The following is a 26,024-nucleotide window of genomic DNA, read 5'->3' on the forward strand; positions in this document are numbered from 1 at the left end:
GCCCCCCCCCCCCCCACCCCACCCCCCCCCCCCCCACCTCCCCCACCCCCCCCCCCCCCCCCCACGCCCCCCCCCCCCCCCCCCCCCCCCCCCCCCCCGCTCCGTCGTGCGGGTGCGCGGACGGGCCGCGGACCGGGTGCGACTAGTCGAGGTAGTCGCGCAGGACCTGGGAGCGCGACGGGTGCCGCAGCTTCGACATCGTCTTCGACTCGATCTGGCGGATCCGCTCGCGCGTGACGCCGTAGACCCGGCCGATCTCGTCGAGGGTCTTCGGCTGGCCGTCGTTCAGGCCGTACCGCATGGACACGACGCCCGCCTCGCGCTCCGAGAGCGTGCCCAGGATCGACTGGAGCTGCTCCTGGAGGAAGGTGAAGGACACCGCGTCCGCCGGGACCACGGCCTCGGAGTCCTCGATGAGGTCACCGAACTCGCTGTCGCCCTCCTCGCCCAGCGGGGTGTGCAGGGAGATCGGCTCGCGGCCGTACTTCTGGACCTCGATGACCTTCTCAGGGGTCATGTCGAGCTCCTTGCCCAGCTCCTCCGGAGTGGGCTCGCGGCCGAGGTCCTGCAGCATCTGGCGCTGCACACGGGCGAGCTTGTTGATGATCTCGACCATGTGCACCGGGATGCGGATGGTGCGGGACTGGTCCGCCATGGCGCGGGTGATCGCCTGGCGGATCCACCACGTGGCGTACGTGGAGAACTTGAAGCCCTTGGTGTAGTCGAACTTCTCCACCGCGCGGATCAGGCCGACGTTGCCCTCCTGGATCAGGTCCAGGAAGAGCATGCCGCGGCCGGTGTAGCGCTTGGCCAGCGAGACCACGAGACGGAGGTTGGCCTCCAGCAGGTGGTTCTTGGCCCGGCGGCCGTCCTCGACGAGGATCTCCAGCTCGCGCTTGAACGCGGGCTTGTGGTCCTCCTCCTCTTCGAGCTTGTACTCGGAGAAGAGACCCGCCTCGATGCGCTTGGCGAGCTCGACCTCCTGCTCGGCGTTGAGCAGCGGCACCTTGCCGATCAGCTTCAGGTAGTCCTTGACCGGGTCGGCGGTGGCGCCGGCGACCATGACCGTCTGGGCCGGGGCGTCGTCGTCGTCCTCGTCGGACAGCACGAAGCCCTGGCCGGCGGCACCGGCCTTGGGCGCCTCCTCCTCGACGTCGTCGGCGAGGTCCTCGGCCCAGTCCTCGCCCTCGACGACCTCGGCGTTCTCCGGGTCCGCGTCCTTGGCGCCGGTCTTCTTCGCCGCCGTCTTCTTGACGGCGGTCTTCTTCGCAGCGGTCTTCTTGACCGTGCGCTTCTTCGGCTCTGCGGCGGCCTCGGCCGTGGCCGGGTCCGCCTCCGCCGCGGGCTGAGCGGATATCGCCGCCGCGGCGGCCGGGGCGGCTGCGGTCTTGCGCGCGCCGATGGGCCGCGGAGCGGCGGCCGCCTTCTTGACGGCCGTGCGGGCGGGGGCCGCCGCGGCCTTGCGGGGCTTCTTCGCGGCGGTCTTGGCAGCGGGAGCCGCGCTGACGTGCAGCGCGACGCCCTCCTCGTCCAGCACCTGGTTCAGGCTGCGCAGGACCCGCTTCCACTGGTCCACCGGGATGCGGCCGGCCTCGAAGGCCTGGCGCACATCGTCACCGTTGATGTGACCCTGCTCGCGGCCGCGCTCGACGAGCGCGACGAGGGCCTCCGATTCGGCGATCTCCGGAGGGAACGTACGGGACGGGCTGAGCGACACAAGGAGCCTCTCGTTGCGAACAGACAAAGGACGGGCGGGACATCTTCGCGCGACGGCAGGTACCCGGACCGGTCGGGGTCGGGAGACCGGGCCGCGCGAGGACACCTGTCGGTTCATCGCATGCCCGAGTCGATTCGTTACGCACGGAATTGAGTGACCTGCGCCACGCCGTCTACGAGCCGCCGTCACGCTGCCAACGCTCCGCGGCCCGGGATCATTCCGGTTTGCGGGCCTCGATCAGGAATCGTGCCGTATGCGCGACGAACGGACCGTTCCGCCCGATCTGTTCGTGCAGCTCGCGCAGCCGGTCCCGGTAGTGGCCGACCGTGAAGCCGGGCACCATCCAGATCACCTTCCGGAGAAAGTAGATCACGGCGCCGATGTCGTTGAACTCCGTCCGCAGCCGTTCGGAGCGCAGATCGACGACCTCCAGCCCGGCGGCCCGCGCGTCGGCCACCGCGTCGTCGGGGTGCCGCCCGCGCCGGACCTCGTCCGGCTGCGGGCCGAGGAAGTACTCGACGAGCTCGAAGACGCTCGCCGGTCCGACCTGCTGCGAGAAGTACGTACCGCCCGGGCGCAGCACCCGCGCGACCTCCTCCCACCAGATCGTCACGGGGTGCCGGCTCGCCACCAGGTCGAAGGCGCCGTCGGCGAACGGCAGCGGCGGCTCGTCCGGGTCCGCGACGACCACCGCGCCGAGGGGGTGCAGCAGCCGGGTGGCCTTGGCGACGTTCGGCGGCCAGGACTCGGTGGCGACCGTCAGCCTGGGCAGCGGGCCCGCTCCGGCCAGCACCTCGCCGCCGCCGGTCTGGATGTCCAGCACCGCCTCGGCGCGGGCGAGGCGCTCGCGCAGCATCCGCTGGTACCCCCAGGACGGGCGCTGCTCGCTGGCGCGCCCGTCGAGCCAGGAGAAGTCCCAGCCTTCGACGGAGACCGACTCCGCCTCCGCGACCAATGCGTCGAAAGTTGGCGTCATGTCTTGATCATCCCAGTTGAGGTGCCCTTTCGGCCACCGGTTTGGCATTGGGTACGCTTGGTGGCGGGCCGTGACTGGCGCTTGGGTGGATCACCACCGGGGAGCGGCCCGGCGTACGCCGTACGCCGATGCCGCGCGCCTGGGCGAACCGCGATCCGCAGCGACGTTCAGGAGACCCCGTGACGACTGCCCAGACTGCCCGCCTGATGGACGGCACCGCCGTCGCCCGCCGCATCACCGAGGCCACCGCCGCCCGTGCCGCGCAGATCACCGAGCGCACCGGCAAGGCGCCCTGTCTCGCCACCGTGCTCGTCGGCGAGGACCCCGCTTCCGTCACCTACGTGAAGATGAAGCAGAACCGCTGCGCCAAGGCCGGGATCACCTCCCGCCACGTGGAGCTGCCGGCGGAGACCACCACCGAGGAGCTGGTCGCCGCCATCACCGAGCTGTCCGAGGACCCCGAGGTCAGCGGCATCCTGCTGCAGCACCCGGTGCCGCACCACATCGACGAGCGCGCGGCCTTCGAGGCGATCGCACCGGGCAAGGACGTCGACGGCGTCACCATGCACTCGTTCGCGGCCATGGGCTTCGGCCTGCCGGGCTTCGTGTCCTGCACGCCCGGCGGCATCATGCGGCTGCTGGCGGAGTACGACGTCGACCTCACCGGCAAGCACGCCGTGGTCGTCGGCCGCAGCGCGATCCTGGGCAAGCCCGCGGGCATGCTCCTGCTCGGCCGGAACGCCACCGTCACGTACTGCCACTCCCGGACCGAGGACCTGCCCTCGATCGTCCGCCAGGCGGACGTCCTGGTGGCGGCGGTGGGCAAGGCGGAGTTCATCCGCGGCGAGGACATCAAGCCGGGCGCCGTCGTCCTGGACGCCGGGTACAACGAGGGCAACGTCGGCGACGTCCACTTCGAGTCCGCCGCGGCCCGCGCCTCCCTGATCACCCCGGTGCCGGGCGGCGTCGGCCCGATGACGATCGCCGTCCTCCTGGAACAGACGGTCCAGGCAGCCGCCACCCAGTCGGGCCTCGACCTGACCTGACCCCCACCGCCCCACCCCACCCGCCCCGACGCCCCGTGCCCCCGGCCCGGGGCGTCGTGCTGTCCCCTCCGGGCCGCCGGGGCCCCATTACCCGGGAGGTAATCGACCTCCGGGGGGCGGGGCGGGAGGGTGGGGGGTGTTCGGGTCCGGGGTGGCGCACTCTGCTCCGGGCCCGGGCTTCGGCCAGTGGTGTTCTGTTTGACGGAGGGTGATTCTGATGTCCGCAACCCTGTTCGCCGGGCTTGCCCGGGCCGGTGGGCCGCAGACCGTGCTGCGGCGGTTCCTCGCGCTCGACTCCGTGGTCACCACCGGGAACGGCCTCGCCTACGTCGCCTTCTCCGCCCCGCTCGGGCGGCTGCTCGGGGTCGGGCAGGGGCTGCTCCTGGAGCTCGGGGTCCTGCTCGTGGCGTACGGCGCGGCGGTCGGGTGGCTGGCGTCGCGGCGGCGGCCGCCGGCGCTCGCCGTGAAGGCCGTCGTCGAGACCAACTACGCCTGGGCCGCGCTGAGTCTGGTCGCGCTGGTGGTGTGGTTCTCGCCGACCGCCGCCGGGACCGCGTGGATCCCGGCGCAGGCCCTCACCGTCGCGGCGTTCGGTGTGCTCCAGCAGCTCGCGCTCCGCTCAACCCTCAAGTGAGCGGAGGTACTTCACCGTCGCCGGGTCGGCCGGGAGCATCGTCTCGATGGCCAGCTCGGCGACGGTCACGTCCATCGGCGTGTTGAAGGTCGAGATGGACGACACGAAGGACAGCACGTGCCCGTCGTGCTCGATGACCAGCGGCAGCGCGAAGTACGGCACGGGCTCGCCGGGTTCGGCGTCACCCGGGCGGTCGGCGACGGGGTAGGCCGCCACCTCCTCGTACAGGGCGCGCAGCGGCTCGGAGCGGGCGAGGGCGATCTGCCGTTCCATCTGGGCCAGCAGGTGCCCGCGCCACTCCTTCAGGTTGCGGATCCGCGGCGCGAGGCCCTCGGGGTGCAGGGTGATCCGCATGGCGTTCAGCGGCGGCGTGAGCAGGTGCCCGGGCAGGCCGTCCAGCAGCATCGCGATGCCCCGGTTGGCGGCGACCACGTGGTACGTGCTGTCGACGACGAGCGCCGGGTACGGCTCGTATCCGGTCAGCAGCCGCTCCAGGCCCTCGCGCAGCAGGCCCATCGAGGGATCGCTGAGCGGGGTCTCGGCGTACCGGGGAGCGTAACCGGCCGCCAGGAGCAGTGCGTTGCGCTCGCGGACCGGTACGTCGAGCCGGTCCGCGAGCCTGAGCAGCAGCTCCTCGCTCGGCCGGGACCGGCCCGTCTCGACGAAGCTGATGTGCCGGGACGAGGAGTCGGCGCGGCCGGCCAGCTCCAGCTGGCTGATCCCGCGCCGCTCCCGCCAGGTGCGCAGCAGGGCGCCCACGCCCGCCCGGTCCGGAAGAGTCGTCATGGACGCGACACTAGCCGAGCGCGGTCATCCCAGGTCGAAGAGGTTCCGCAGCCCCAGCCGGTAGCGCAGCCGGTCGTGGCGCCGGACGGGCTCCAGCTCCGGCGGCCGGTACATCGGCACGACCGTGCACCGGTCGGCCGCCGAACCCGCCCGGTCCAGAAGGGCGTTGACCGCCGCGCGGGCCGAGGCGTTCGCCCCCTCCATGGTGGCGAGGTCGATGTCGACGGCGACGTAGTCACCGCACAGGAAGAAGTTCGGGATCCGGGTGCCCGCGCTCGGCCGGTCGTACAGGGTGCCCACCGGGTGGATGAGCAGCTCGTCGTCGTTCGCCGGGTGCGGGGTGCCCAGGCCGTCCACGCCCGGGTCCAGGAACCACGAGTGCAGCGCGCCGTCGCGCAGCACCGTGCGCCCCGAGTCGTTGAGCGAGGCCTTCAGCTGCGCCCAGACCTCCCGGGCCACCTCGTCGCGGGTGCACTGCTTGGCCGTCTTCCCGTACAGGATCCCCGGCTTGTCCCACTCCGAGATGTCGATGGAGAGGCAGTCCACGGCGACCCCGTCGCCGTAGTCGGCCGGGAAGTCGCGGTCCGCCCAGTGCTCCGCCTGCTGAATCGCCGTCAGGGACCAGGCGGAGTCGATGCAGTTGAGGTGCCCGTGCACCAGCGGCGCCCGCTCCGTCAGATAGAACTGGATGCCCGTCATCCAGTCCGTCTTCAGGCGGTCGCAGCGCGCCAGCATCGGGTCCGCCGCGCGCAGCCCGGCCCCCCAGGTGCGCCGGGCGTGCTCCACCGGCATGGCGCTGACGTAGTGGTCGGCCGTCACGGTCTGCCGGGCCCCGCCGGGGCCCTCGACGGCCACGCCGCTCACCCGCCCGTCCGCGTACAGCACTTCCCGTACGCTCCACCCGATCCTGAACTCCACGCCCAGGGAGCGCAGATGGGTCTCCCACGGGTCGATCCAGGCTTCGTTCGTGGGCAGGTTGAGGATCCGGTCCGGCGGGCCGTCGGCGCCGCGCCCGAGGGCGTTGAAGACGAACGCCTCGCCGAGGGTTCCGACCGTACGGGTCGAGGCCTCCTCGGCCTTCGTCGCGACGATGTTGCGGGTGATGCCGACCGCCAGGATGCGCTGGTACTCCGGCGACATCTGCCCGGCCCGTACGAAGTCCCACCAGGGCGTGCGCTCCCACACCTCCGCGCGCCGCTCGTCGCAGCTCGTCACGAACACCAGAGCCCGGTCGACGAAGTAGGCCGTCTCGTGCAGCGGGAGCCGGACGAAGGTCTGCAGCAGGCCGGTCAGGGCACGGCGCAGCTCGTCGGGGCTCAGGGAGGCGGGCCGGTGGCCTGGCCAGGGGATCGGCGCGCGCAGGTCCTCGCGGCCCGCGGCCCGCGCGAACATCATCTCGGGCGGTGCGATCAGGTTGTCCCACACGCCGTTGGGGTTCCCGGGGAAGGGGATCCGCCGCATCGTGTCGGGCAGGTTGTGGTAGATCCCGGGGATGAACCGGAAGCCGTGCTCGGCGGGGAGCGCCCGCCGTCCGCCGCGCGCGCTGCCCGGCACGTCCATGCTGCGCGCCTTGCCGCCCAGGGCCCGGCGCTCGTACACGGTCACGGCGTAGCCGCGCTCGGCGAGTTCGTGCGCGGCGGTCAGGCCGGCGACCCCGCCTCCCAGGACGGCCACCCGGCGGCCGTCCGCCGCCTCCGGGGACCGTAACGACCCCGCCGGGCCGGCCGCACCCGCCGGGCCGGTCGCCGCCGCCGTCCCCGCGCTCCCCGCCGTCCCCGCGCTCCCCGCCGTGCCCGCCGTCGCGGCCGCCGCCGCGCCCGCCATGAACGTACGCCTCGAAGTCATGCACCCACCCCTACTACCGCCGGTAACAGTCGCGTCCGGCGCAGGAGCATAGGAGCGGCGACCCCGTCACGGAAGGGACGGAAGGCCACGGCCGTGACGCGGCGCGCACTATGGCGCGAAAGCCTCCCCCGGGTGTCGCCTGTGGGAGGCTGGGGCTTCCGTTCACCGACCACGGAGGAGCCACGCATGGCCATGGAGCCGCTGTCGCAGAAGGAGATCGAGGAACGGCTGCGGGAGCTGCCCGGCTGGGCGGTGGAGGACGGCCGGCTCGTGTGCACCTACCGCCTCGCCGCGCACTTCGCCGCCGCCGCCCTGGTGATGGGCATCGCGGCCGTACAGGACGAGCTCGACCACCATGCGGACCTGACCCTCGGCTACAACACCGTCCGCCTCGCCGTGAACACCCACGCCGCGGGCGGCGCCCTCACCGAGCGGGACTTCGCCCTCGCCGACCGCGTGGCCGCCATGGCCCCCGTGCACGGGGCCGGCTGACGGTGCGTACGCTCCTCGACTACGACGAGGAGGCCGCGGCCTACGACCGGACCCGGGGCGGGGTCCCGCGCGCCGAGGCCGCGGCGGCCGCCGTCCGCGCCCTCCTGCCGCCGCACGCGCGCACCCTCCTCGACCTCGGCTGCGGCACCGGCATCGTCACCGCCCGGCTGGCCCGCCCGGGACTGCGCGTGCTCGGCGCGGACGCCTCCCCCGGGATGGCCCGTATGGCCCTCTCGCGCGGCGTCCCGGTCGTGCTCGCCTCCGGGACCCGGCTGCCGTTCGCGTCCGCGTCCCTCGACGCGGTGAGCGCGGTGTGGCTGCTGCACCTGCTGCGCGCCTCCGGGACCGTGGCGGCGGTGACCGCCGAGGTCGCGCGGGTGCTGCGGCCCGGCGGGGTGTTCGTCACCACCGTCGACAAGGACGCCGCGCACGACGTGGGCTGCGACATCGATGCCGTCCTCGCGCCCCACCTGACGTCCGCGCCCTCCGATGCGTACGGGGCGGTCGCCGGGTACGCCGCCGGGCACGGGCTCGTGGTGGCGGGGGAGGGGGCCTTCACCGGCCTCGGGCAGGGCCGCTCCCCGCGCGGCGCGGCGGAGGCCCTGCGCAAGGGCCGCTACGTCTCCCCGGTGGCCCCCCGCACCTCGGCCGAGGAGGTGGCCGCGGAGCTGGAACGGCTGCCGGACCCGGACCGGCCGAGGGACGACCCGCGCTACCGGCTGCTCTGCCTGGCCCGGCCCGCGCACCGCTGACCGGGCCCGCGCACCGCTCGCCGGGCCCCGCGCACCGCTCGCGGAGCCCGCCGATCGGCCTCCCGGGGTACGCCGGCCCCGGACCGTCCGCCCGCCGCGGCTCCGGCGCCTCAGGACCAGGCGCCGGCCGCCGCGGCCGCCCGCGCGTACTCGGCGAAGCTGCGCGGGTCGCGTCCGAGGACCCGCTTCACCCCGTCCGTCACCGGGGTGTTGTGCCCGTCCAGGAGCCGGGTGAACAGCCCGGCGAGGAAGCCCGCCTCCTCGGCCGGAAGCCCGAACCGCTCCAGCAGGACGGCGTATTCGGCCTCCGAGACCGGCGCGTACCGGATCTCTCGGCCCAGCGCCCGGCCGATCTCCGCCACCGCCTCGCCGAAGGTCAGCGCGTCCGGGCCGGTGACCTCGTGGACCACCCCGCCGTGCGCGTCCTGCGTCAGCGCGGCCACCAGCACGTCCGCCAGGTCGTCCGCGAGGACGAACGGCTCGGCCGTCTCCCCGGCGGGGAAGGGCAGTTCGCCCCCGAGGATGCCCTCGATGAACAGCCCCTCGCTGAAGTTCTCCGCGAAGAACGAGGCCCGTACGACCGTCACTTCGGCCCCCGCCTCGCGCAGTGCGTCCTCGGCCGCCACCGCCTCCGGCTCGCCGCGCCCCGAGAGCAGGACGAGCCGCCGCACCCCCTTCGCGACCGCCAGGTGGCCGAACGCCCGCAGCGCGGGCACCGCCGTCGGCGCGGCCAGGTCGGGTACGTACGCCAGGTACGCGCGGTCCGCACCTGCCAGGGCCGGGCCCCAGGTGGACTCGTCCGCCCAGTCGAACCGGACCTCGCCGGTGCGGGAGCCCGCCCGGACCGTGTGCCCCTGTGCCGCCAGCCGCTCCGCCACCCGGCGGCCAGTCTTGCCCGTCGCCGCCGTCACCAGGACCGTCATCGTCTCGTGCTCCGTGTCGCTCGCCGTGTTCGCCGTGTTCGCCGTGCTCGCCGTGCTCGCCGTGTTCGTCATGGCTTCAGCTTGGCGGCTCGGGCGTGGACGATCCATGCTCCAAAGGCTCGTTCAGATGTCCAGGCGTCTACATCTGCCGGCGGTACTGGTTACGCTGGACGGCATGGACGCGTTGACGGGACTCCTGAACGGGCCGCGTGCCCAGGGCGCCTTCCTCCTCAGGATGGTGATGCAGGCGCCCTGGTCGGTGCGGATCGAGGACCGCGCGCCGCTGACCCTGATGTGCGTACGGCGCGGCGAGGCATGGATCGAGCCCGAGGAGGGCGAACCGGTACGGCTGCGCGTGGGCGACGTGGCGGTGGCGCGCGGGCCCGCCCCGTACACCGTCTCCGACCGGCCCGGCATCGCACCCCGCGTCATCGTCGGCGCCGACGGCGAGTGCCGGACCCCCGCGGGGGAGCCGCTCGGCTCGGTGATGCAACTGGGCGTGCGGACCTGGGGCGACAGCACCGAAGGCGACACCGCCCTGCTCGTCGGCACCTACCGGATGGAGGGCGAGATCGGCGGACGGCTGCTCGCCGCCCTCCCGCCGCTGCTCTCGCTGCCCGCCGGGCTGGACGCATGCCCCTTCGGGCCGCTCCTCGACGAGGAGGTGGCCAAGGACCGCCCGGGGCAGGAGGTCGTGCTCGACCGGCTGCTCGACCTGATGCTGATCGACGTGCTGCGCACCTGGTTCAACCGGCCCGAGGGCGAACCACCCGGCTGGTACCGGGCGCTGGGGGACCCGGTGATCGGGCCCGCGCTGCGGATGCTCCAGGACCAGCCCGCCCGGCCGTGGACGGTGGCCCTGCTGGCGGGTGCGGTCGGGGTGTCCCGGGCGGCCTTCGCACGCCGCTTCGCCGAGCTGGTGGGAGAGCCGCCGATGGCCTATCTGACCGGCTGGCGGCTCTCCCTGGCGGCGGACCTGCTCCGCGACACCGACGAAACGGTCGAGGCGGTGGCCCGCAAGGTCGGCTACAGCGGTTCCTTCGCGCTGAGTTCGGCCTTCAAGCGGGTCCGCGGCATCAGCCCGAGCCGGCACCGCGAACTAGCCTGACGGCCGGTGTACGCGCCGGAGCAGCCGCCCGGCCGCCCGGCGCGCCCGTGTCCTTCAATTCCAGTCGAAGCCGTCCGGGTCCGGCCCGATCCGCCGGCCGGCGTCCAGGGCGTTCAGCGCGGCCATGTCGTCCGCGTCCAGCTCGAAGCCGAACACGTCCAGGTTCTCGCGGATGCGCGACGGGGTGACGGACTTCGGGATGGCGATGTTGCCGAGCTGGAGGTGCCAGCGGAGCACGACCTGCGCCGCGCTGCGCCCGTGCTTGCCGGCGGCGGCCAGCACGGCCGGGTCCGTCAGCAGCTCCTTGCCCTGGCCCAGCGGGGACCAGGCCTCGGTGGCGATCCCGTGCTCGGCGTGCACCGCGCGCAGCCCGGGCTGGGCGAGGAAGGGGTGCAGCTCGACCTGGTTGACCGCCGGGACCAGCCCGCTCTCGGCGCGCAGCCGCTCCAGGTGGGCGGGCTTGAAGTTGGACACGCCGACGGCCTTGGCGCGGCCGCTCGCCGCGATCTCCTCGAAGGCCTTCCAGATGGCCGGGTAGCTGCCGTGCATCGGGCGCGGCCAGTGGATCAGGTACAGGTCCACGTAGTCGAGGCCCAGCCGCTCCAGGGAGGCGTCGAACTCGCGCAGCACGCCGTCGCGGTTCCAGGTCTCCTTGCCGCTGTTCCACAGCTTGGTGGTGACGAACAGCTCCTCGCGCGGCAGGCCCGAGGCGGCGAGGGCGCGCCCGGTGCCCGTTTCGTTCTCGTAGACCGAGGCGGTGTCGATGCTGCGGTAGCCGGCCTCCAGGGCGGTGCCGACCGCCGTCGCCGCCTCGTCGTCCGGCACCTGCCAGACGCCGAAGCCGAGCTGCGGCATCAGGGTGCCGTTGTTCAGCTTGATGGCGGGCACCTGGTTCACGGCCTGGTTCGCGTCCTGGTTCACGTCGCGTCGTTCCCTCGCGTTGTCGTCCGCGTACACGTCGTCGTCTCGTGTACGACCATGGGCAACCGGCCGGCGGAGGGTGCTATTCCCGCCACTGGCCGGTTCCCGTCCCCGGGGCCGCGGCCAGGGCGCGCGTACGGTCAGGAGGCCCGGCCCAGGTACGCCTCCCGGACCGCGGGGTCCGCCCGCACCTCGGCCGCCGTGCCCTCCGCGAGCACCCGGCCCAGGTCGAGCACGACCACCCGCGCGCAGAGCTCCATCACGAAGGCCACGTTGTGCTCGACGAGCAGTACGGCGCAGCCCTCCTCCCCGGCGAGCCGCCGGACCACCGCGGCCAGCCGCTCCCGCTCCGGCGCGGACATCCCCGAAGCGGGCTCGTCCAGCAGCAGCACCCGCGGCGGGTCGGCCAGCGCGCGGGCCAGCTCCACCATCCGGGCCCGGCCCACCGGCAGCCCGCCCGCACAGGTGTCCGCGAGGGAGCTCAGCCCGCACTCCGCCAGCACGGCGGCGGCCCGCTCCCGCCGCAGCCGCCCTGCTGCGGCCCGCCGACGACCGGCGCCGCCGCGCCACTCCTGTGCCACGAGCAGGTTGTCGGCGACCGTGAGCTGCCCGAAGAGCTGCTGGCGCTGGAACGTGCGCCGCATCCCGTGCCGCGCCCGCCACACCGGCGAACGCCGCGTCACGTCCGTGCCGTCCAGGAGCACGCGGCCCTCGTCGGGCCGCCGGATCCCCGACACGACGTCGAAGAGGGTCGTCTTCCCGGCGCCGTTGGGCCCGATCAGCCCGCACACCTCGCCGGGCCGCAGCCCGACCGAGACCTCCGCCAGGGCGCGGACCCCGCCGAACCGGACCCCGACCCCCCGCACCTCCATCACATGGTTCATCGGGCGATCCCCAGGTAGGCGTCGGTGAGCCGGTCCGTCTCGACCGCGGCCCGGGGGCCGCACCAGGAGACCCGGCCCTGGGACAGGTAGGCGACGGTGTCCGCGACCCCGAGGATCTCGGCGGCCTTCTCCTCGACGAGGAGCAGTGCGGTCCCCGCCGCGCGCAGCTCGGCGAGCAGCGCGTACACCTCGTCCACGACCCGGGGGGCGAGGCCGAGCGACGGCTCGTCGGCGATCAGGACCCGGGGCGGGCGCTGGAGCAGCGGGGCGAGCGCGAGCATCTGCTGCTCGCCGCCGGAGAGGGCTCCGGCGGGTACGGCACGCCGGTCGGCGAGCCGGGGGAAGCGCGCGTACACGGCGTCCCGGTCGTCCGCCCGCCCGAGCTGGAGGGCGAGGTTCTCGGCGATGGTCAGGCCGGGGAAGATCCCGCGGCCCTCGGGCGCGAGCAGGACGCCCGCGCGGGCCCGGCGCACCGGCCCCTCGCCGGTCCGCTCCCGCCCGTCGACGTGCACACCGCCGCGCGCCGCCGGCAGGGCGCCGGCGGCGACCCGGCAGGCCGTGGTCTTCCCGGCACCGTTGGGCCCCAGCAGGGCGAGGATCTCCCCGGGCCGTACGCGCAGGTCGACTCCGCGCAGCACCGCGCCGCCGTCGTACCCGGCCCACACCCCGCGCAGCTCCAGCGCCGCACCGGGGTCCGCCGCCGGGACGGGCCCGGCGGAGGGCGCCGCCGACGACCGGCCGTCCGGCCCGCCCGGTCGCGGTGCGACCCGCCCCGCGCCGCCGCTGCCGCCCGTACCGCCGGCGCCGCGGGCGGTCGCCCCGTACGCCGCCGTGCCGTCCGCGCCCCCGGCCGCGTCCGCACCCCCGGCCGGGGGCGCCGTACCCTCCGCCTCCGCCCCGGCGTCGAGCTGCCCCGGGACGCCGGGAGTGCCGGCCGTCCCCGCCCCCGCGTCGAGCCCCGCCCTCCGCCGCGCCAAGCGCATCGGGAGGGCCGCGCAGTAGCCGTCCGGGTCGTTGGCCAGGGCCAGGCCCGCGAGGCCGAACAGCAGGACCGGCAGGTGCGCCGACTCGGTGACGTAGTCCGTCATCAGCGGGGGCGCCACGGCGAACACCAGGCCCGCCACCACCGCGTACTGCGGCCGCCGCACGCCCGCAGCCACCACCACGGCCAGCCACACCAGTCCGGTCAGCGCCGTGAAGTCCGTGGCCGTGATCCGGGTGTTGAAGGACGCGTACATGACCCCGCCGAAGCCCGCGAGCCCGGCGGACAGCGTGAAGAGCAGCAGCTTCGTACGGACGACGGACACGCCCGAGGCCATCGCGGCGGCCGGAGCCGAGCGTACGGCCAGCATGGCGCGCCCCGCGGGAGAGGACCGCAGCGCGCTCAGGGCCGCCGCGGCCAGGGCGACCAGGACCAGCAGGGCCACCCCGAAGGCCCGGTCGTCGGACAGGTCCAGCGGTCCGATCACCGGCCGCGGCACCGACCACCCCTGGTCGCCGTTGCGCAGCCAGCGCAGCTGGAAGAGCACCTGGTCGGCCAGGAACGCCAGCGCGAGCGTGGCCAGCGCCAGCGAGCGGCCGCCCAGCCGCAGCGCGGGCAGGGCCACCAGCGCGCCCAGCAGCGCCGCCGCGCAGGTCCCCACCAGCGCCGCCGCCAGGAAGGGCCAGCCGCGGCTCATCAGCAGCCCCGCGACCAGCGCCGCGCCCGTCACGAACGTCGCCTGGGCCAGGGAGACCATCGCGCCGAGGCCAGTCACCACCGTGAAGGACATGAAGACCAGCGCGATGGCCAGCCCCTGCGCCAGCGCGCCGCTCCAGAACGGCGTGGTCACGGTGTAGAAGGCCGCGGCCAGCAGCGCGGCCGCCACGGCCCACGGCCCCCAGCGGCGCCCCCACGGCCGTCCGGCCAGGTGGTCCACCGGCGGCGCGTCGGCGGCCGCCGTCCCCGCCGTCCGCTGCCGCCGGGTCAGCACCAGCAGGCCCGCGAAGAGGATCAGGAAGGGGACGGCCGTACGGAATCCCGTGATCCGCTCGGCGAAGGACGCGTAGCCGGCGACCAGGTTCTGCAGGACGCCCAGTCCCAGCCCGCCCGCGAAGGCCAGCGGCACCGATGCGAAGCGCCCCAGCACCGCGGCCGTCGCGGAGACGAAGAGGAACAGCGTGAAGTCGTGGGCCGACAGGCCCAGCAGGGGAGTGGCGAGCACACCCGCCAGGCCCGCGAGCCCCGACGCCAGCATCCACGCCACCGACGACAGCCGGTCCGCACTGATCCCGCGCAGCTCGGTCAGCGAGCGGTTGTCGACGGCCGCCCGCAGCCGTAGCCCCAGCCGGGTGTGCCGCAGCAGCACCCACAGCGCGACCGCCACCAGGGCCGTCGTCACCCACGTGATCAGCTGGTCGGAGTCGACGCCCACCCCGTCCATCAGCTGCCAGGACACGGCCGGGCTCGGTCCGGCGCCGGGCAGCCCGAACTGGTTCTCCGCGGGCACCACCGGCGCCCCGGCGGCGGCCAGCAGCTCGACCACCCACAGTCCGGCGGCGGGCAGCGCGACCAGCAGGCCGATCGTGGCGACGATCTGTGCGGTCTCGCCGACGCGCGCCAGCTTGCGGAACATCAGCCGGTCCAGCGCCCAGCCGAGCCCCGGCGCCACGGCGCACACGACGAACACCGCCGCCGGGACCGCCGGCCACCCGAACCCCGACCGCAGTTCGTGGAAGGTGAGCGCGCACAGGTAGGCCGTGGCCCCGTGCGCGAAGTTGAACAGACCGGAGGCGGAGTACGACAGCACCAGGCCGGTGGCGAGGAGGGCGTACAGCGCGCCGGAGACCAGACCGCTCAGCACGAAGGCCAGCAGATCACCCATGCCCGGACCCCCGCGCCGCTACTTGAAGGGGATGGGCTCGTAGCACTTGAACGGTACGGAGACCTCGTACTTGCCCCCCTTCAGCCGGACCAGCGCCCCGCAGCCGAAGCTCTCCTTCTGCCCCTTGGGCTCGCTGCGGTCGCCGACCAGCGTGCCGGTGTCGGAGAAGGCGGCCGCGGCTGTCTGGAACGACTCCGGGGTGAGGTCCTTGCCGGCCTTCTGCGCGATGGCGAGGAAGAGGTCGGCCGACATGTACCCGGTCATCATGTGCATGTTGAGGGGGACTTCCTTGCCGCCCGCGGCCTTCCTGATGTCCTCCTTGAACCGGGCCATCTGCGGGTCGTCCGACTCGAAGGGCTGGAACTGCAGCAGGACGTGCACCCCGTCGAGCGCCTTGCGGGTCGTCTCCTGGGCCAGCAGCCCGGGGTCGTAGTCCGTCGGGTCGGAGAGCAGACCGGTGTAGCCGCTGCGCTTGAGGGCCGTGAACAGGCCGATGTTGTTCGGGGTCTGCATGACCGAGACCACCGCGTCGGGCGCCCTGCCGCCGTTGCTGCGCAGGATCTCCTTGGTGTACGCGGACCAGTCGCTCGGCACCGCCGTCGCGGGCACGGACGGCTTGGCGTACGTGACCTTGAACCCGGCGGTCGCGAAGCCCTGGCTGAAGGTGCGGATGCCGAACTTGCCCGCGTCGCTGTCGTTGGCGATGATCGCGACCGACTTGCCCTTGCCGCCGCCCAGGACGGACAGCAGGCCCTCGGGCCAGGTCTGGTTGAGGGTGCCGCCGGGCATCGGCACGAGGCAGCCGTTGAAGCCGTAGATGTACTTGGGGCCGCAGAAGGACGGCAGGGTGCCCCAGCCGAAGGTGGGCACCTTCGACTGCTCCAGGAAGTCGGCGCCGGAGAAGGTGACCGAGCTCATCGGGGCCACCGCGAACACCTTGTCCTGCTGGACGAGTTTGCGGGCCGCGGCCATGTTGCGGCCCGGGTCCTGGCCGTCGTCCTCGGCGCCCAGGTATTCGATCTTCCGGCCGTTCACCCCGCCCTCGGCGTTGGCCCTGAGGTAGCGGGCGCGGGCTCCGAGGTCGGTGTCCTTCTTGCTGTAGCCGCTCGCGGTGGTCATGGAGACGATGCCCCCGACCTTGATCGAGTCGGCGGTGACCCCGCGCACGGCCGCACCGGGCTTGCCGGCGCCGTCCTTCCCCCCGTCCTCGCCGCCGGAGGCCGAGTTGCAGGCGGAGACGAGGGCGAGAGCCGCGGCCGCGGCGGCGAGGGTGCGGATCGGTCGCAACATGAAGTCAGGTCCCTCCGGTCGGAATTCCCGCATTCTGGGCGCGACCTGATGAGCCGTCAATAATCATGGCAAGAGCAATTGACGAATCGTCAGATTCCGCTTGCCGGCGCCCCCGGGCGGCGGTTCGCCGCGGACCGGGGCCGGGTCACTGCCGGTAGAGCGCGGCCACCTCGGACGCGTACGCCCGCTCGATCGCCCGCCGCTTGAGCTTGAGCGACGGGGTCAGCAGCCCCAGCTCCTCCGTGAACGGCTCGGCGAGCACCCGGAACGTGCGGATCGACTCGGCCTGCGAGACCAGGGTGTTGGCCGCGACCACCGCCCGCCGCACCTCGGCCGTCAGCTCCTCGTCCCGGACCAGCCGCTCCGGGGGCAGCTGCGGCCGGCCCCGCATCGACAGCCAGTGGGCCACCCCCTCCCGGTCGAGGGTGAGCAGGGCGGCGACGTACGGGCGGTCGTTGCCGAGCACGATGCACTGCGCCACCAGCGGGTGCGAGCGCACCCGCTCCTCCAGGGCGGCGGGCGAGACGCTCTTGCCGTTGGAGGTCACGAGGATCTCCTTCTTCCGGCCGGTGAGCGTGAGGTACCCGTCCCCGTCCAGCCGCCCGAGATCGCCGGTGGCCAGCCACCCTTCGCGCAGTACGGCCTCCGTCGCGTGCGGGTCGTTGAGGTATCCGGCGAAGACGTGCGCGCCTCGCAGCCACACCTCCCCGTCCTCGGCGATGTGCACGGTGCCGCCCGGGATGGGCCGCCCGACCGTGCCGTACTTGACCGCCCCCGGCGGGTTGGCGGTCGCCGCCGCGCACGACTCCGTCAGCCCGTACCCCTCGAAGACGGTGATCCCGGCGCCCTCGAAGAACAGCCCGAGCCGCCGGGACATCGCCGAGCCGCCCGACATCGCGTGCCGGACCCGGCCGCCCAGGGCCTCGCGCACCTTCGCGTAGACCAGCTTCTCGAACAGCCTGTGCTGCATCCGTACCGCCGCCGAAGGTCCCGGCCCGCTCCCGAAGTTCTTGTGCTCCTTCGCCTCGGCGTAGCGCACGGCAGCGTCCACCGCGCGCTCGAAGGGCCCGGTCCGGCCCTCGCTCTCCGCCGTGCGCCGAGCCGCGGCGAACACCTTCTCGAACACGTACGGCACGGCCAGGACGAACGTCGGCCGGAACGCCGCGAGATCGGGCATCAGCTCCTCGGCGGCAAGCACCGGCTGGTGCCCCAGCTTCACCCGCGCACGGACGGCCGCCACCTCCACCATCCGCCCGAACACGTGGGCCAGCGGCAGGAAGAGCAGCGTGCACGGCTCGTCGTCCGGCCGCGAGCGGAACACCGGCTCCCAGCCGCTGACCATCGTGTCCGTCTCGAACATGAAGTTGGCGTGCGTCAGGACACAGCCCTTGGGGCGGCCGGTGGTTCCGGACGTGTAGATGACCGTCGCCACCGAATCGGGCGTCACCGCCCGCCGGTGCCGGTGCACGACGCCCTCGGCAACGGCCGTACCGGCAGCGGTCAGTTCGTCGAGCGCGCCCGCGTCCAGCTGCCACAGGCGGGCCAGCCGGGGCAGTCGGCCGACGACGGAGCCGACCGTCATGGCCTGGTCCTCGTCCTCCACCACGCACGCGGTGACCCCGGCGTCGTGGAGCATCCACCACACCTGCTCGGCGGACGAGGTCGGGTACACCGGCACCGACTGTGCCCCGATCGACCACAGGGCGAAGTCGAACAGCGTCCACTCGTACCGCGTCCGCGCCATGATGGCGACCCGGTCGCCGAACCGCACGCCCTGGGCCAGCAACCCCTTGGCCAGGGAGAGGACTTCGTCCCGGAAGACGGCGGAGGTCACGTCACTCCAGACCCCGTCGGCCTTGCGGCCGAACACCACCCGCTCCGGGTCGTCGAGCGCGTGGGCGAAGACGGCGTCGGCCAGCCCGCCGACCGGCGCCGCCGCCACCGGTGGCACGGTGAACTCGCGCAAGGGACCGCTCCTTCCGACCGCTCCTCTCCGCACAGCGCCGTGACGGTACCCCACGGCGGGCCGCTGCGGGAGGCAGTAGGAAGATCCGTTGCGAAGCCATCACCACTGGTCAGACCGGAGATGACGGCCCGCTGCGAATCTCCACGGCTTCTTCCCGGCCCGCACACCGCCCCCGGACCGCCTCCGGGGCCGCCCTCGGACCGCCTTCCGGGCCCCGCCGCGCGCCGTGCCGGGTCCCGCACGAGGCCGCCCGCCGCGCGCTAGCGCAGCGGAGGGCCGGGCCGGCCGAGCCGGTCGCCGCCCGAGAGGATGGCCGCCGCCAGGGCCTGCGCCGCGTCCGCCGCAGCGGTCGGCCGCGGGCCCTCCAGCAGGACGAACTCCACTTCGCCCAGATCCGGCAGCCCCGCCCGCTCCGGCACCCGGACCAGGCCCGGCGGGATCAGGCCGCGGGTGTGCGCCATCACGCCCAGCCCGGCGCGCGCCGCCGCGATCAGACCGCTCAGGCTGCCGCTCGTACATGCGATCCGCCAGGGCCTGCCGTCCCGCTCCAGCACCTCCAGGGCGCGCGCCCGGGTGATCCCCGGCGGCGGGAAGACGATCAGCGGGACCGGCCGGTCCGGATCCACCCGCAGCCCCTCGGCGCCGATCCACACCATCCGGTCCCGCCAGACCAGCCGCCCCCGCCGGTCCTGCGCACTGCGCCGCTTCGCCAGCACGAGATCGAGCCGCCCCTCCGCCAGCCGCTCGTGCAGGGTGCCGGACAGCTCGACGGACAGCTCCAGGTCCACCTCGGGATGGTCGTGCCGGAAGGCCTCCAGGATCTCCGGCAGCCGGGTCAGCACGAAGTCCTCCGACGCCCCGAAGCGCAGCCGCCCCCGCAGCCGGGTCCCCGAGAAGAAGGCGGCGGCCCGCTCGTGCGCCGCCAGGATCGTCCCCGCGAAGCCGAGCATCGCCTCGCCGTCCTCGGTCAGCTCCACGCTGTGCGTGTCCCGGGTGAACAGCCGGCATCCCGCGGCCTCCTCCAGTCGCCGCACGTGCTGGCTGACGGTCGACTGCCGCAGCCCCAGCCTGTTCGCCGCCTGCGTGAAGCTCAGCGTCTGGGCCACGGCGAGGAAGGTGCGCAGCTGCGCGGGCTCGTACACACACCGGAGAATACGCCGGTCATCGCCGTCCGTGATGGCAGTGAGTGCGGTGTACGGGATTCCCGATCACGGTGATCGGGAGGAGTATGGACGAGCGGCGCTCCCGCCCGCCGTCCGCCCGCCGTCCCCGGCACGCCCGCCGCACGCCCGCCGTCGAGAGCAAGTGAGCAGATGTCCCGCCCCCGCCCCCGTCTCCGCATACCCGCCCGGCTGCCGGTGGACGCGTTCGTCCTGGCGCTGCTCGCCACCGTCGGCATCGCCGCCCTCCTGCCCGCCCGGGGCCCGGCCGCCGCCGTCGCGGACGGCGCCGCCACCGGAGCGGTCGCCCTCCTCTTCTTCCTCTACGGAGCCCGCCTGTCCACCCGGGAGGCCCTCGACGGGCTGCGCCACTGGCGGCTCCACCTCACCGTCCTGGCCTGCACCTTCGTCGCCTTCCCGGTCCTCGGACTGGCCGCCCGCGGCCTGGTGCCCGCCGTGCTCACGGACCCGCTCCACCAGGGACTCCTCTTCCTCTGCCTGGTCCCCTCCACCGTGCAGTCCTCGATCGCCTTCACCTCCATCGCCCGCGGCAACGTCCCCGCGGCGATCTGCGCGGGCTCCTTCTCCAGCCTGGCCGGGATCGTGCTGACCCCGCTGCTCGCCGCGCTGCTGCTCGGTTCCGGCACCGGCGGCTTCTCCCTCGACTCCGTGCTGAAGATCGTCGTACAGCTCTTGCTGCCCTTCCTCGCCGGTCAGCTGCTGCGGCGCTGGGTGGGCGGCTTCATCGCCCGCCACAAGAAGACGCTCGGCCGCGTCGACCGCGGCTCGATCCTCCTCGTCGTCTACAGCGCCTTCAGCGCGGGCGTGGCCGCCGGGATCTGGCACCGGGTCAGCCTGCCCCGGCTGGGCGCCCTGTTCCTCGTCGAGGCCGCGATCCTCGCCGTGATGCTCTTCCTGACCTGGTACGGAGCCAAGCGGCTCGGCTTCGGCCGGGCCGAGCGGATCGCGATCCAGTTCGCGGGGTCGAAGAAGAGCCTGGCCGCCGGACTGCCGATGGCCAGCGTGCTGTTCGGGGCGCAGGCCGGTCTGGCCGTGCTGCCGCTGATGCTCTTCCACCAGATGCAGCTGATGGTGTGCACGGTGATCGCCCGCCGCCGGGCCCGGGACACCGGGGCCGGTGCGGCCGCCTGCGAAAACGGTGTGGCGCAGCTCTCGGTCCCCGCCCGGCAGGGCTGACCGCCTGGGCCGATAGCGTTCCGTGGTGACCTGGATACGACCCACCACGGCAACCCGCCCCTGCACCCTCGTCGTGTGCCGGGGCTGCTGCTGCGGCAGCGCCCGCAAGAACCCCGGTACCGACCACGCCTGGCAGCTGGACCGGCTCCGGGTGGCCGCGCAGGAGTCCGGCGGGCGGCTGGCCGTCCGTACCAGCGACTGCCTCGGGCCGTGCGCCCAGGCCAATGTGATCGTGGTTCAGCCGTCTTCCGAGGGCCGCCGCCGCGGCGGCCGCGCAATGTGGATCGGCTGGGCTCTCGACGACGCGAGCACCGACGAGATCGTGGCGTGGGCCGAGGCCGGCGGCCCCGGGATCGTCCCGCCCCCGCCCGCCCTCGAACTCCAGCGCATCGAGCCGCCCGTCGAGACCCGCACCCCGCGGCGCCGGCGCCGCTGAACCGGGCTCGCGCATCGGGCTCAGGCCTGCTGCGGCAGCGCCCCGGCGGTGTCCAGTACGCGGTGCTCGCCCGCGTACACGTTCATCGAGGAGCCGCGCAGGAAGCCGACCAGCGTCATCCCGGACTCCACGGCCAGGTCCACCGCCAGCGACGACGGTGCGGAGACCGCCGCGAGCACCGGGATGCCCGCCATCACGGCCTTCTGCACCAGCTCGAAGGACGCGCGCCCCGAGACCATGAGCACCGAGCCGCGCAGCGGCAGCCGGTCCTCCCGCAGGGCCCGCCCCACGATCTTGTCGACGGCGTTGTGCCGGCCCACGTCCTCGCGTACGTCGATCAGCTCGCCCGTGCCGTCGAACAGCGCCGCCGCGTGCAGGCCTCCCGTACGGTCGAACACCTGCTGGCGCTCGCGCAGCCGGTCCGGCAGCGCGGCGAGCAGCTCCGGGCCGATCCGCACCGGGTCGCCGGCCGCCCCCGGGAAGCGGGCCGCCGTCCGCACCGCGTCCAGGCTCGCCTTCCCGCACAGCCCGCAGGAGGACGTCGTGTACACGTTGCGCTCGAGGGTGATGTCCGGCACCGGGACGCCCGGGGCCAGCCGGACGTCGACGACGTTGTAGGTGTTCGAGCCGTCCTCTGTGGCGCCCGCGCAGTAGACGATCGACTGGACCTCGTCGGCCCGCGCCAGGACCCCTTCGCTCACCAGGAACCCGGCCGCGAGCGCGAAGTCGTCGCCGGGCGTGCGCATGGTGATGGCGAGCGGCTTGCCGTTCAGCCGGATCTCCAGCGGCTCCTCGGCGACCAGCGTGTCCGGCCGGCGGCTGACCTGCCCGTCGCGGATCCGGACGACACGGCGGCGCTCGGTGACCCGTCCCATGCTGATCAGCCCACCCGTTCCCTCGGCACCGTGGCTCCCCTGGCCCCTGACGCACCCATTGTCCTGCACCTCCCGCGCCCGGCGGACAGGGGAGATCCTCGGGAAGCTCCAAAGAAGACCGGTTTAACCTGTCGGGTCACGCGCCCTTGTACCAGCGGGTAGCAGGCGAAGCTGAGGGGTCCTGACTGCCGCACGAGAGGGTAAACCGCCCATGACGGGTTCACGCGTGGTCGCACTGGGTCACTATCAGCCCGCCAAGGTCCTCACCAACGAGGACCTCGCGGTGCTTGTCGACACCAGCGACGAGTGGATCAGGTCCCGGGTGGGCATCAAGACCCGCCGGATGGCCGGCCCCGACGAACCGGTCGACGAACTGGCCGCGCAGGCCGCGGGCAAGGCCCTCGCCGGTGCCGGGCTCGACCCCATGGACATCGACCTGGTCCTGGTCGCCACCTCCACGGCCATCGACCGCTCCCCGAACATGGCCGCGCGCGTCGCGGCCAAGCTCGGCATGGGCTCGCCCGCGGTGATGGACATCAACGTCGTCTGCTCGGGCTTCACGCACGCCCTCGCGACCGCGGACCACGCCATCCGGGCAGGCTCGGCCCGCCGCGCGCTCGTCATCGGCGCCGACAAGATGACCGAGATCACCGACTGGACCGACCGTACGACCTGTGTGCTCACGGGTGACGGCGCGGGCGCCGCGGTCGTCGAGGCCTGCGAGGAGCCCGGCATCGGCCCCGTCCTGTGGGGCTCCGTCCCGGAGATGGGCCACGCGGTCCGCATCGAGGGCACCCCGCCGCGCTTCGCGCAGGAGGGCCAGTCCGTCTACCGCTGGACCACCAGCCAGCTCCCGCCGCTGGCCCGCAAGGTCTGCGAGCGCGCCGGCATCGCGCCCGAGGACCTCGCCGCCGTCGTCCTCCACCAGGCCAACCTGCGCATCATCGAGCCGCTCGCCCAGCGGATCGGCGCGGTCAACGCCGTCGTCGCCCGCGACGTCGTCGACTCCGGCAACACCTCCGCCGGGTCCATCCCGATGGCCCTGTCCAAGCTGGTCGAGCGCGGCGAGATCCCCACGGGCGCCCCGGTCCTCCTCTTCGGCTTCGGCGGCAACCTCTCGTACGCCGGGCAGGTCATCCGCTGCCCGTAGGCCGCGCCCGGCCCGATGCCCCCTGGGTCGTACCCGGATTGGTCCCGCGGACGGACGAATGTCCGCTCCGTGCCGCCGAGCATGGAAGGGACCTGAACGAGTACGCCCCGGGGAGCACCACCGCATGAACGCCAGGAAGATCGCCACGACCACCGCGGGGGTCGTCGTCGCCGCGGGCCTCGCCGCCGCCGTCGCCGTCCCCGCCGCGAAGGAGTGGTTCGACGGGCGGCACGACCAGTCCTCCTCCTACGCCGACGGCGCGGAGGCGAAGCGCGACCGCGCGTCCGTCCCGCACTGGCTCCCCGACGACGCGAAGTCGGTCGAGTACGCGATGAAGACGACCGGCGGCGACCGCCTCCTGAAGGCCACCCTCGCGGACGGCCGCCTCCCGGCCGGCTGCACCCCGTCGGCCGAGGGGGCGAAGGACCCCCGCATCAAGGCGGACTGGTTCCCCTCCGACGCCCGCAACCGCGCCACCGCCCGCTGCGGGATCTACTACGCGTACCTGGACGGCAACACCTTGTACGGCTGGCAGGACCACACCGACTGGGTCAACCAGAACAAGTCCGGCGCAGGCAGCTGACCACGGGAAATGTGGTTCTGACCCACCTCGAACGCCTGGTATTGTTGTCCATGTCGCCGCGGGAGACCGGGGCCGACCACCTAGTCCGGGTGGCGGAATGGCAGACGCGCTAGCTTGAGGTGCTAGTGCCCTTTATCGGGCGTGGGGGTTCAAGTCCCCCCTCGGACACATGAAGCAGGGGCCGTGACTCACAGAGTCGCGGCCCTTGCTGCTGTTCGCCTCCCGGTACGCGCCCGCCGCCCGGGTGACTGCCGGCGGGACGCCCCGCCGCCTCGGCCGTCCCGTGCCGCGGGTGGCATAGCGTCCGGTGCGTGACCGAAACCACCGGGCCCGGCGCCCTGCGCGTGCTCGTCCTGGCCGGATCCTCCCGCGCCGGCTCCGTGAACGCGCGGCTCGCCGCACTCGTCGCCGGCCAGGTCGAACGCTCCGGCGCCACGCCCGACCTGGCACAGCTGAGCGAGTTCGAGATGCGCACCTACGACGGTGACGCCGAGGCGGCAGAGGGGCCGCCGCCCGGAGCGGTCGCCCTGCGCGAACGGCTCCTCGGCGCCCAGGCGCTGGTCATCGCCTCTCCCGAGTACAACGCCTCGGTGCCCGGCGTGCTCAAGAACGCCGTGGACTGGGTCTCGCGGTTCCGCCCTCAGCCCTTCAAGGACAAGCAGACGCTGCTGGTCTCCGCGTCGCCGTCGATGGTCGGCGGCAACCGGGGCCTGTGGGCGCTGCGCGTCCCGCTCGAACACCTCGGGGCACGCGTCTACCCCGACATGTTCAGCCTGGCCATGGCGCACTCCGCCTTCGGCGACGACGGCGAGCTGACCGACGCGGGCCTGCGGGAGCGGCTCGCGGCGACCGTGGACTCCTTCCTCGCCCTCGCCGAGGCGGACACCCGCTACCTGTGCCTCCAGCGGCGCTGGTACGAGTTCCTCGGCGACGAGAGCAGCGCCCCCGTGACCCAGCGCGCCGAGGACTGACCGCCGCCGTCCCCGGCCGGGACCGGAGCGGGCCCGGCTCGGAGCGGGCGGGGCTCGGAGCGGGCGGGGCTCGGAGCGCCGCCGAACCTGCCTCCGCCGCCCTCCGGTTCGCCCGGGGCGGCCTCCGGCTCCGTGACCGTGCCGCTCATGCGGCGCCGCCGCCGCGGAAGGCCGGAGCATACCCGCGCACGGAGCCACACATCGGACCACGCGGGCTCCTGCCGTCCTGGCCGCTGCCCGGGGTCACGTATTCGGCGGGGCGCACGACCGTGCGGTGCCGGGGAGGCCGACCGGGTGGGGGCCGTGCGCCGTGCCTGATCCACTTCCGGGGCGCGCAGGCGTATCGAACCGGGTCGTTGATCGTTTCTCCTCGCGGGCGCACCACGCCGTGGTGCGGTGCTGCGACGGGAGGACATGCGGTGACGGCTTGGCCCTACTACCTGGCCGGAGCGGGCCTGGCGGCCGCGCTCTGCCCGCTGCCCGCCGCGGCGGCCGCGGCGGCGGCGCTTCCGCCCCCCGCCCCCGGGCGGTCCGTGGCCGTGGACGACGTCGTGGCCGGAGAGTTCGGGGAGCGCGGTGCGCTCGGTGCGTGCCTGGGCACGGCCGCAGCGCCCGGATCGCAGCCCGGATCGGGCGCGCTGCCCGGGCGGCCGCGGCTGAGGGCCTGGCTGGTGCCGGGGGGTCCCGGCGCTCCGGCGCGCATGGGCGCCGACCTGGTGTCCGGCGAGGGCGGGGGAGCGCGACGCCTGACCGCCTGGACGGGGCCCGCCGGGGATGCGGGGGTGACGGGTCCCGTTCCGCCGGGTGTCGTTCCACCAGGCGTCGTACCGCCGGGTTCGGCGGATCCGGCAGGTCCTGCGGGTCCCGGCCACGCGGGGGGCGGTCCTTCGGGCAGCCGGCCTGCGGGTGCTGCGCCGGGTGACGCGGCCGGGGGCGTGGCGCCGTGCGCGCCGCCCCGGGTGCCGGCCGCGCCGCCGGTACCGCGAGCCGCGCCGCCGCAGCCCGTACGCCCGCCCGTACGCCCGCCCGTGGCGCAGCCCGTACGACCTCCGGCGCCGGCGCCCGTACCGGAACCGGCGCCGACGGGTGAGCCGCCGGCCGTACTCCCGCCGCCCGCACCGCCGGGAGCGGCGCCCGCCGCGCCCGCGCCGCGTCCGGCTCCCGCGCCCGCCGTACCCGGGGCGCTCCCGGCCGCCGTGCCCGTACGGGCGGCGGCCCCGGCGCGGCTGCCCGCCGAGCCCGCGGAGTTCCGGGTGCGCCCCTACCGGTCCGCGGCGCTCCAGCGCCGCTCGGCGGGCGGGCTCTCCACGATGACGCTGATGCTCGTGGTCACGACCCCCGCCGTGCTCGCCGCCGCCACGCTGCGGCCCCGCGCCAGGGGACGCACCTCCTCCTGACACCGCCGCACCCCGCGCGCCGGCCCGTCCGCCGGCCGCGCTTCACCACCA

At 74.2% G+C, this 26,024-nt stretch carries 23 protein-coding genes, 1 tRNA gene and 1 riboswitch; of the genes, 12 read left to right on the top strand and 12 right to left on the bottom strand.

Going from position 1 to position 26,024, the window contains the following annotated elements:
* Window positions 1-142: 142 nt before the first annotated feature.
* Window positions 143-1,717, bottom strand: coding sequence for an RNA polymerase sigma factor (locus ACZ7H1_RS00135; protein ID WP_470782351.1), 1,575 nt, complete (start codon window positions 1,715-1,717; stop codon window positions 143-145).
* Window positions 1,718-1,931: 214 nt separating this feature from the next.
* Window positions 1,932-2,693, bottom strand: a complete 762-nt coding sequence (locus tag ACZ7H1_RS00140; protein WP_470782353.1) for a class I SAM-dependent methyltransferase — start codon at window positions 2,691-2,693, stop codon at window positions 1,932-1,934.
* Between the two features lie 60 nt (window positions 2,694-2,753).
* Window positions 2,754-2,845: riboswitch (ZMP/ZTP riboswitch) on the top strand.
* Between the two features lie 27 nt (window positions 2,846-2,872).
* On the opposite strand from ACZ7H1_RS00140, the gene ACZ7H1_RS00145 reads away from it, so the two are divergent.
* Window positions 2,873-3,739 (top strand): bifunctional 5,10-methylenetetrahydrofolate dehydrogenase/5,10-methenyltetrahydrofolate cyclohydrolase, encoded by an 867-nt coding sequence (locus ACZ7H1_RS00145; RefSeq protein WP_470782354.1) that lies wholly within the window; start codon window positions 2,873-2,875, stop codon window positions 3,737-3,739.
* Window positions 3,740-3,956: 217 nt separating this feature from the next.
* Entirely contained in the window at window positions 3,957-4,373 is a 417-nt protein-coding gene (locus tag ACZ7H1_RS00150) for a hypothetical protein (RefSeq protein ID WP_470782356.1), read from the top strand.
* On the opposite strand, the gene ACZ7H1_RS00155 is transcribed toward ACZ7H1_RS00150, so the two are convergent.
* On the bottom strand, window positions 4,359-5,159 hold the full coding sequence (locus ACZ7H1_RS00155) for a helix-turn-helix domain-containing protein (protein ID WP_470782357.1): 801 nt from the start codon (window positions 5,157-5,159) through the stop codon (window positions 4,359-4,361). The two genes, ACZ7H1_RS00150 and ACZ7H1_RS00155, sit on opposite strands and share 15 nt — an antisense overlap.
* Before the next feature lie 24 nt (window positions 5,160-5,183).
* The gene (locus ACZ7H1_RS00160) at window positions 5,184-7,004 is read right to left on the bottom strand and encodes a hydroxysqualene dehydroxylase (protein ID WP_470782358.1); all 1,821 of its coding nucleotides are present in this window, start codon (window positions 7,002-7,004) and stop codon (window positions 5,184-5,186) included.
* 186 nt (window positions 7,005-7,190) lie between these two features.
* Here ACZ7H1_RS00160 and ACZ7H1_RS00165 point away from each other — a divergent pair, with 186 nt between their 5' ends.
* Together ACZ7H1_RS00165 and ACZ7H1_RS00170 are read left to right on the top strand one after the other, a co-directional pair.
* Window positions 7,191-7,496 carry a 4a-hydroxytetrahydrobiopterin dehydratase gene (locus ACZ7H1_RS00165; protein ID WP_470782360.1) on the top strand — a complete coding sequence of 102 codons (306 nt, stop codon included), beginning with the start codon at window positions 7,191-7,193 and terminating at the stop codon, window positions 7,494-7,496.
* Between the two features lie 2 nt (window positions 7,497-7,498).
* Window positions 7,499-8,248 carry a class I SAM-dependent methyltransferase gene (locus ACZ7H1_RS00170; RefSeq protein WP_470782361.1) on the top strand — a complete coding sequence of 250 codons (750 nt, stop codon included), beginning with the start codon at window positions 7,499-7,501 and terminating at the stop codon, window positions 8,246-8,248.
* Window positions 8,249-8,358: 110 nt separating this feature from the next.
* Here ACZ7H1_RS00170 and ACZ7H1_RS00175 read toward each other — a convergent pair whose 3' ends face one another.
* Window positions 8,359-9,243 (bottom strand): Rossmann-fold NAD(P)-binding domain-containing protein, encoded by an 885-nt coding sequence (locus ACZ7H1_RS00175; RefSeq protein WP_470782362.1) that lies wholly within the window; start codon window positions 9,241-9,243, stop codon window positions 8,359-8,361.
* A 103-nt stretch (window positions 9,244-9,346) separates the two neighbouring features.
* Between ACZ7H1_RS00175 and ACZ7H1_RS00180 the strand changes: the two genes are divergently transcribed.
* Window positions 9,347-10,279, top strand: a complete 933-nt coding sequence (locus ACZ7H1_RS00180) for an AraC family transcriptional regulator (protein ID WP_470782364.1) — start codon at window positions 9,347-9,349, stop codon at window positions 10,277-10,279.
* A gap of 54 nt (window positions 10,280-10,333) precedes the next feature.
* Here ACZ7H1_RS00180 and ACZ7H1_RS00185 read toward each other — a convergent pair whose 3' ends face one another.
* The 6 genes from ACZ7H1_RS00185 to ACZ7H1_RS00210 all read right to left on the bottom strand — a co-directional run bounded on the left by ACZ7H1_RS00185 (window position 10,334) and on the right by ACZ7H1_RS00210 (window position 19,346).
* Window positions 10,334-11,176: an aldo/keto reductase gene (locus ACZ7H1_RS00185; protein WP_470782746.1), complete on the bottom strand. Its 843-nt coding sequence runs from the start codon at window positions 11,174-11,176 to the stop codon at window positions 10,334-10,336.
* A 164-nt stretch (window positions 11,177-11,340) separates the two neighbouring features.
* Window positions 11,341-12,084, bottom strand: coding sequence for an ABC transporter ATP-binding protein (locus tag ACZ7H1_RS00190; RefSeq protein WP_470782365.1), 744 nt, complete (start codon window positions 12,082-12,084; stop codon window positions 11,341-11,343).
* Window positions 12,081-14,948, bottom strand: coding sequence for an ABC transporter permease subunit (locus tag ACZ7H1_RS00195; protein ID WP_470782366.1), 2,868 nt, complete (start codon window positions 14,946-14,948; stop codon window positions 12,081-12,083). The genes ACZ7H1_RS00190 and ACZ7H1_RS00195 overlap by 4 nt, the downstream gene beginning before the upstream one ends.
* 18 nt (window positions 14,949-14,966) lie before the next feature.
* Window positions 14,967-16,238 (bottom strand): ABC transporter substrate-binding protein, encoded by a 1,272-nt coding sequence (locus tag ACZ7H1_RS00200; RefSeq protein WP_470782367.1) that lies wholly within the window; start codon window positions 16,236-16,238, stop codon window positions 14,967-14,969.
* A gap of 145 nt (window positions 16,239-16,383) precedes the next feature.
* Window positions 16,384-18,204 (bottom strand): AMP-dependent synthetase/ligase, encoded by a 1,821-nt coding sequence (locus ACZ7H1_RS00205; RefSeq protein ID WP_470782369.1) that lies wholly within the window; start codon window positions 18,202-18,204, stop codon window positions 16,384-16,386.
* 260 nt (window positions 18,205-18,464) lie between these two features.
* A complete protein-coding gene (locus ACZ7H1_RS00210; protein WP_470782370.1) occupies window positions 18,465-19,346 on the bottom strand; it encodes a LysR substrate-binding domain-containing protein in 882 nt (293 codons plus the stop codon).
* A gap of 171 nt (window positions 19,347-19,517) precedes the next feature.
* On the opposite strand from ACZ7H1_RS00210, the gene ACZ7H1_RS00215 reads away from it, so the two are divergent.
* Together ACZ7H1_RS00215 and ACZ7H1_RS00220 are read left to right on the top strand one after the other, a co-directional pair.
* The gene (locus ACZ7H1_RS00215) at window positions 19,518-20,561 is read left to right on the top strand and encodes a bile acid:sodium symporter family protein (RefSeq protein WP_470782372.1); all 1,044 of its coding nucleotides are present in this window, start codon (window positions 19,518-19,520) and stop codon (window positions 20,559-20,561) included.
* A 25-nt stretch (window positions 20,562-20,586) separates the two neighbouring features.
* Window positions 20,587-20,997, top strand: a complete 411-nt coding sequence (locus ACZ7H1_RS00220; protein WP_470782373.1) for a (2Fe-2S) ferredoxin domain-containing protein — start codon at window positions 20,587-20,589, stop codon at window positions 20,995-20,997.
* A 20-nt stretch (window positions 20,998-21,017) separates the two neighbouring features.
* Here ACZ7H1_RS00220 and fdhD read toward each other — a convergent pair whose 3' ends face one another.
* Window positions 21,018-21,872, bottom strand: a complete 855-nt coding sequence (gene fdhD / locus ACZ7H1_RS00225; RefSeq protein WP_470782374.1) for a formate dehydrogenase accessory sulfurtransferase FdhD — start codon at window positions 21,870-21,872, stop codon at window positions 21,018-21,020.
* Window positions 21,873-22,083: 211 nt separating this feature from the next.
* Between fdhD and ACZ7H1_RS00230 the strand changes: the two genes are divergently transcribed.
* From ACZ7H1_RS00230 to ACZ7H1_RS00250, 5 genes are all read left to right on the top strand, one after another.
* Window positions 22,084-23,022, top strand: a complete 939-nt coding sequence (locus ACZ7H1_RS00230) for a beta-ketoacyl-ACP synthase III (RefSeq protein WP_470782376.1) — start codon at window positions 22,084-22,086, stop codon at window positions 23,020-23,022.
* Window positions 23,023-23,146: 124 nt separating this feature from the next.
* Window positions 23,147-23,605, top strand: a complete 459-nt coding sequence (locus tag ACZ7H1_RS00235; protein ID WP_470782377.1) for a hypothetical protein — start codon at window positions 23,147-23,149, stop codon at window positions 23,603-23,605.
* A gap of 83 nt (window positions 23,606-23,688) precedes the next feature.
* Window positions 23,689-23,773: transfer RNA gene (locus tag ACZ7H1_RS00240), tRNA-Leu, on the top strand.
* Window positions 23,774-23,916: 143 nt separating this feature from the next.
* Window positions 23,917-24,576: an NADPH-dependent FMN reductase gene (locus tag ACZ7H1_RS00245; protein ID WP_470782379.1), complete on the top strand. Its 660-nt coding sequence runs from the start codon at window positions 23,917-23,919 to the stop codon at window positions 24,574-24,576.
* A gap of 419 nt (window positions 24,577-24,995) precedes the next feature.
* Window positions 24,996-25,973, top strand: coding sequence for a hypothetical protein (locus ACZ7H1_RS00250; RefSeq protein ID WP_470782381.1), 978 nt, complete (start codon window positions 24,996-24,998; stop codon window positions 25,971-25,973).
* Window positions 25,974-26,024: the final 51 nt, after the last annotated feature.

The sequence above is a fragment of the Streptomyces sp. NPDC037401 genome (genome assembly GCF_055602345.1).

Bases quoted from the DNA above. Each gene is read 5' to 3' on its own strand.
- ACZ7H1_RS00230 (WP_470782376.1), top strand. From the start codon at position 22,084: ATGACGGGTTCACGCGTGGTCGCACTGGGTCACTATCAGCCCGCCAAG.
- ACZ7H1_RS00235 (WP_470782377.1), top strand. From the start codon at position 23,147: ATGAACGCCAGGAAGATCGCCACGACCACCGCGGGGGTCGTCGTCGCC.
- ACZ7H1_RS00155 (WP_470782357.1), bottom strand. From the start codon at position 5,159: ATGACGACTCTTCCGGACCGGGCGGGCGTGGGCGCCCTGCTGCGCACC.
- ACZ7H1_RS00175 (WP_470782362.1), bottom strand. From the start codon at position 9,243: ATGACGAACACGGCGAGCACGGCGAGCACGGCGAACACGGCGAACACG.
- ACZ7H1_RS00150 (WP_470782356.1), top strand. From the start codon at position 3,957: ATGTCCGCAACCCTGTTCGCCGGGCTTGCCCGGGCCGGTGGGCCGCAG.
- ACZ7H1_RS00195 (WP_470782366.1), bottom strand. From the start codon at position 14,948: ATGGGTGATCTGCTGGCCTTCGTGCTGAGCGGTCTGGTCTCCGGCGCG.
- ACZ7H1_RS00190 (WP_470782365.1), bottom strand. From the start codon at position 12,084: ATGAACCATGTGATGGAGGTGCGGGGGGTCGGGGTCCGGTTCGGCGGG.
- ACZ7H1_RS00215 (WP_470782372.1), top strand. From the start codon at position 19,518: ATGTCCCGCCCCCGCCCCCGTCTCCGCATACCCGCCCGGCTGCCGGTG.
- ACZ7H1_RS00200 (WP_470782367.1), bottom strand. From the start codon at position 16,238: ATGTTGCGACCGATCCGCACCCTCGCCGCCGCGGCCGCGGCTCTCGCC.
- ACZ7H1_RS00165 (WP_470782360.1), top strand. From the start codon at position 7,191: ATGGCCATGGAGCCGCTGTCGCAGAAGGAGATCGAGGAACGGCTGCGG.
- ACZ7H1_RS00180 (WP_470782364.1), top strand. From the start codon at position 9,347: ATGGACGCGTTGACGGGACTCCTGAACGGGCCGCGTGCCCAGGGCGCC.
- ACZ7H1_RS00160 (WP_470782358.1), bottom strand. From the start codon at position 7,004: ATGACTTCGAGGCGTACGTTCATGGCGGGCGCGGCGGCGGCCGCGACG.
- fdhD (WP_470782374.1), bottom strand. From the start codon at position 21,872: ATGGGACGGGTCACCGAGCGCCGCCGTGTCGTCCGGATCCGCGACGGG.
- ACZ7H1_RS00140 (WP_470782353.1), bottom strand. From the start codon at position 2,693: ATGACGCCAACTTTCGACGCATTGGTCGCGGAGGCGGAGTCGGTCTCC.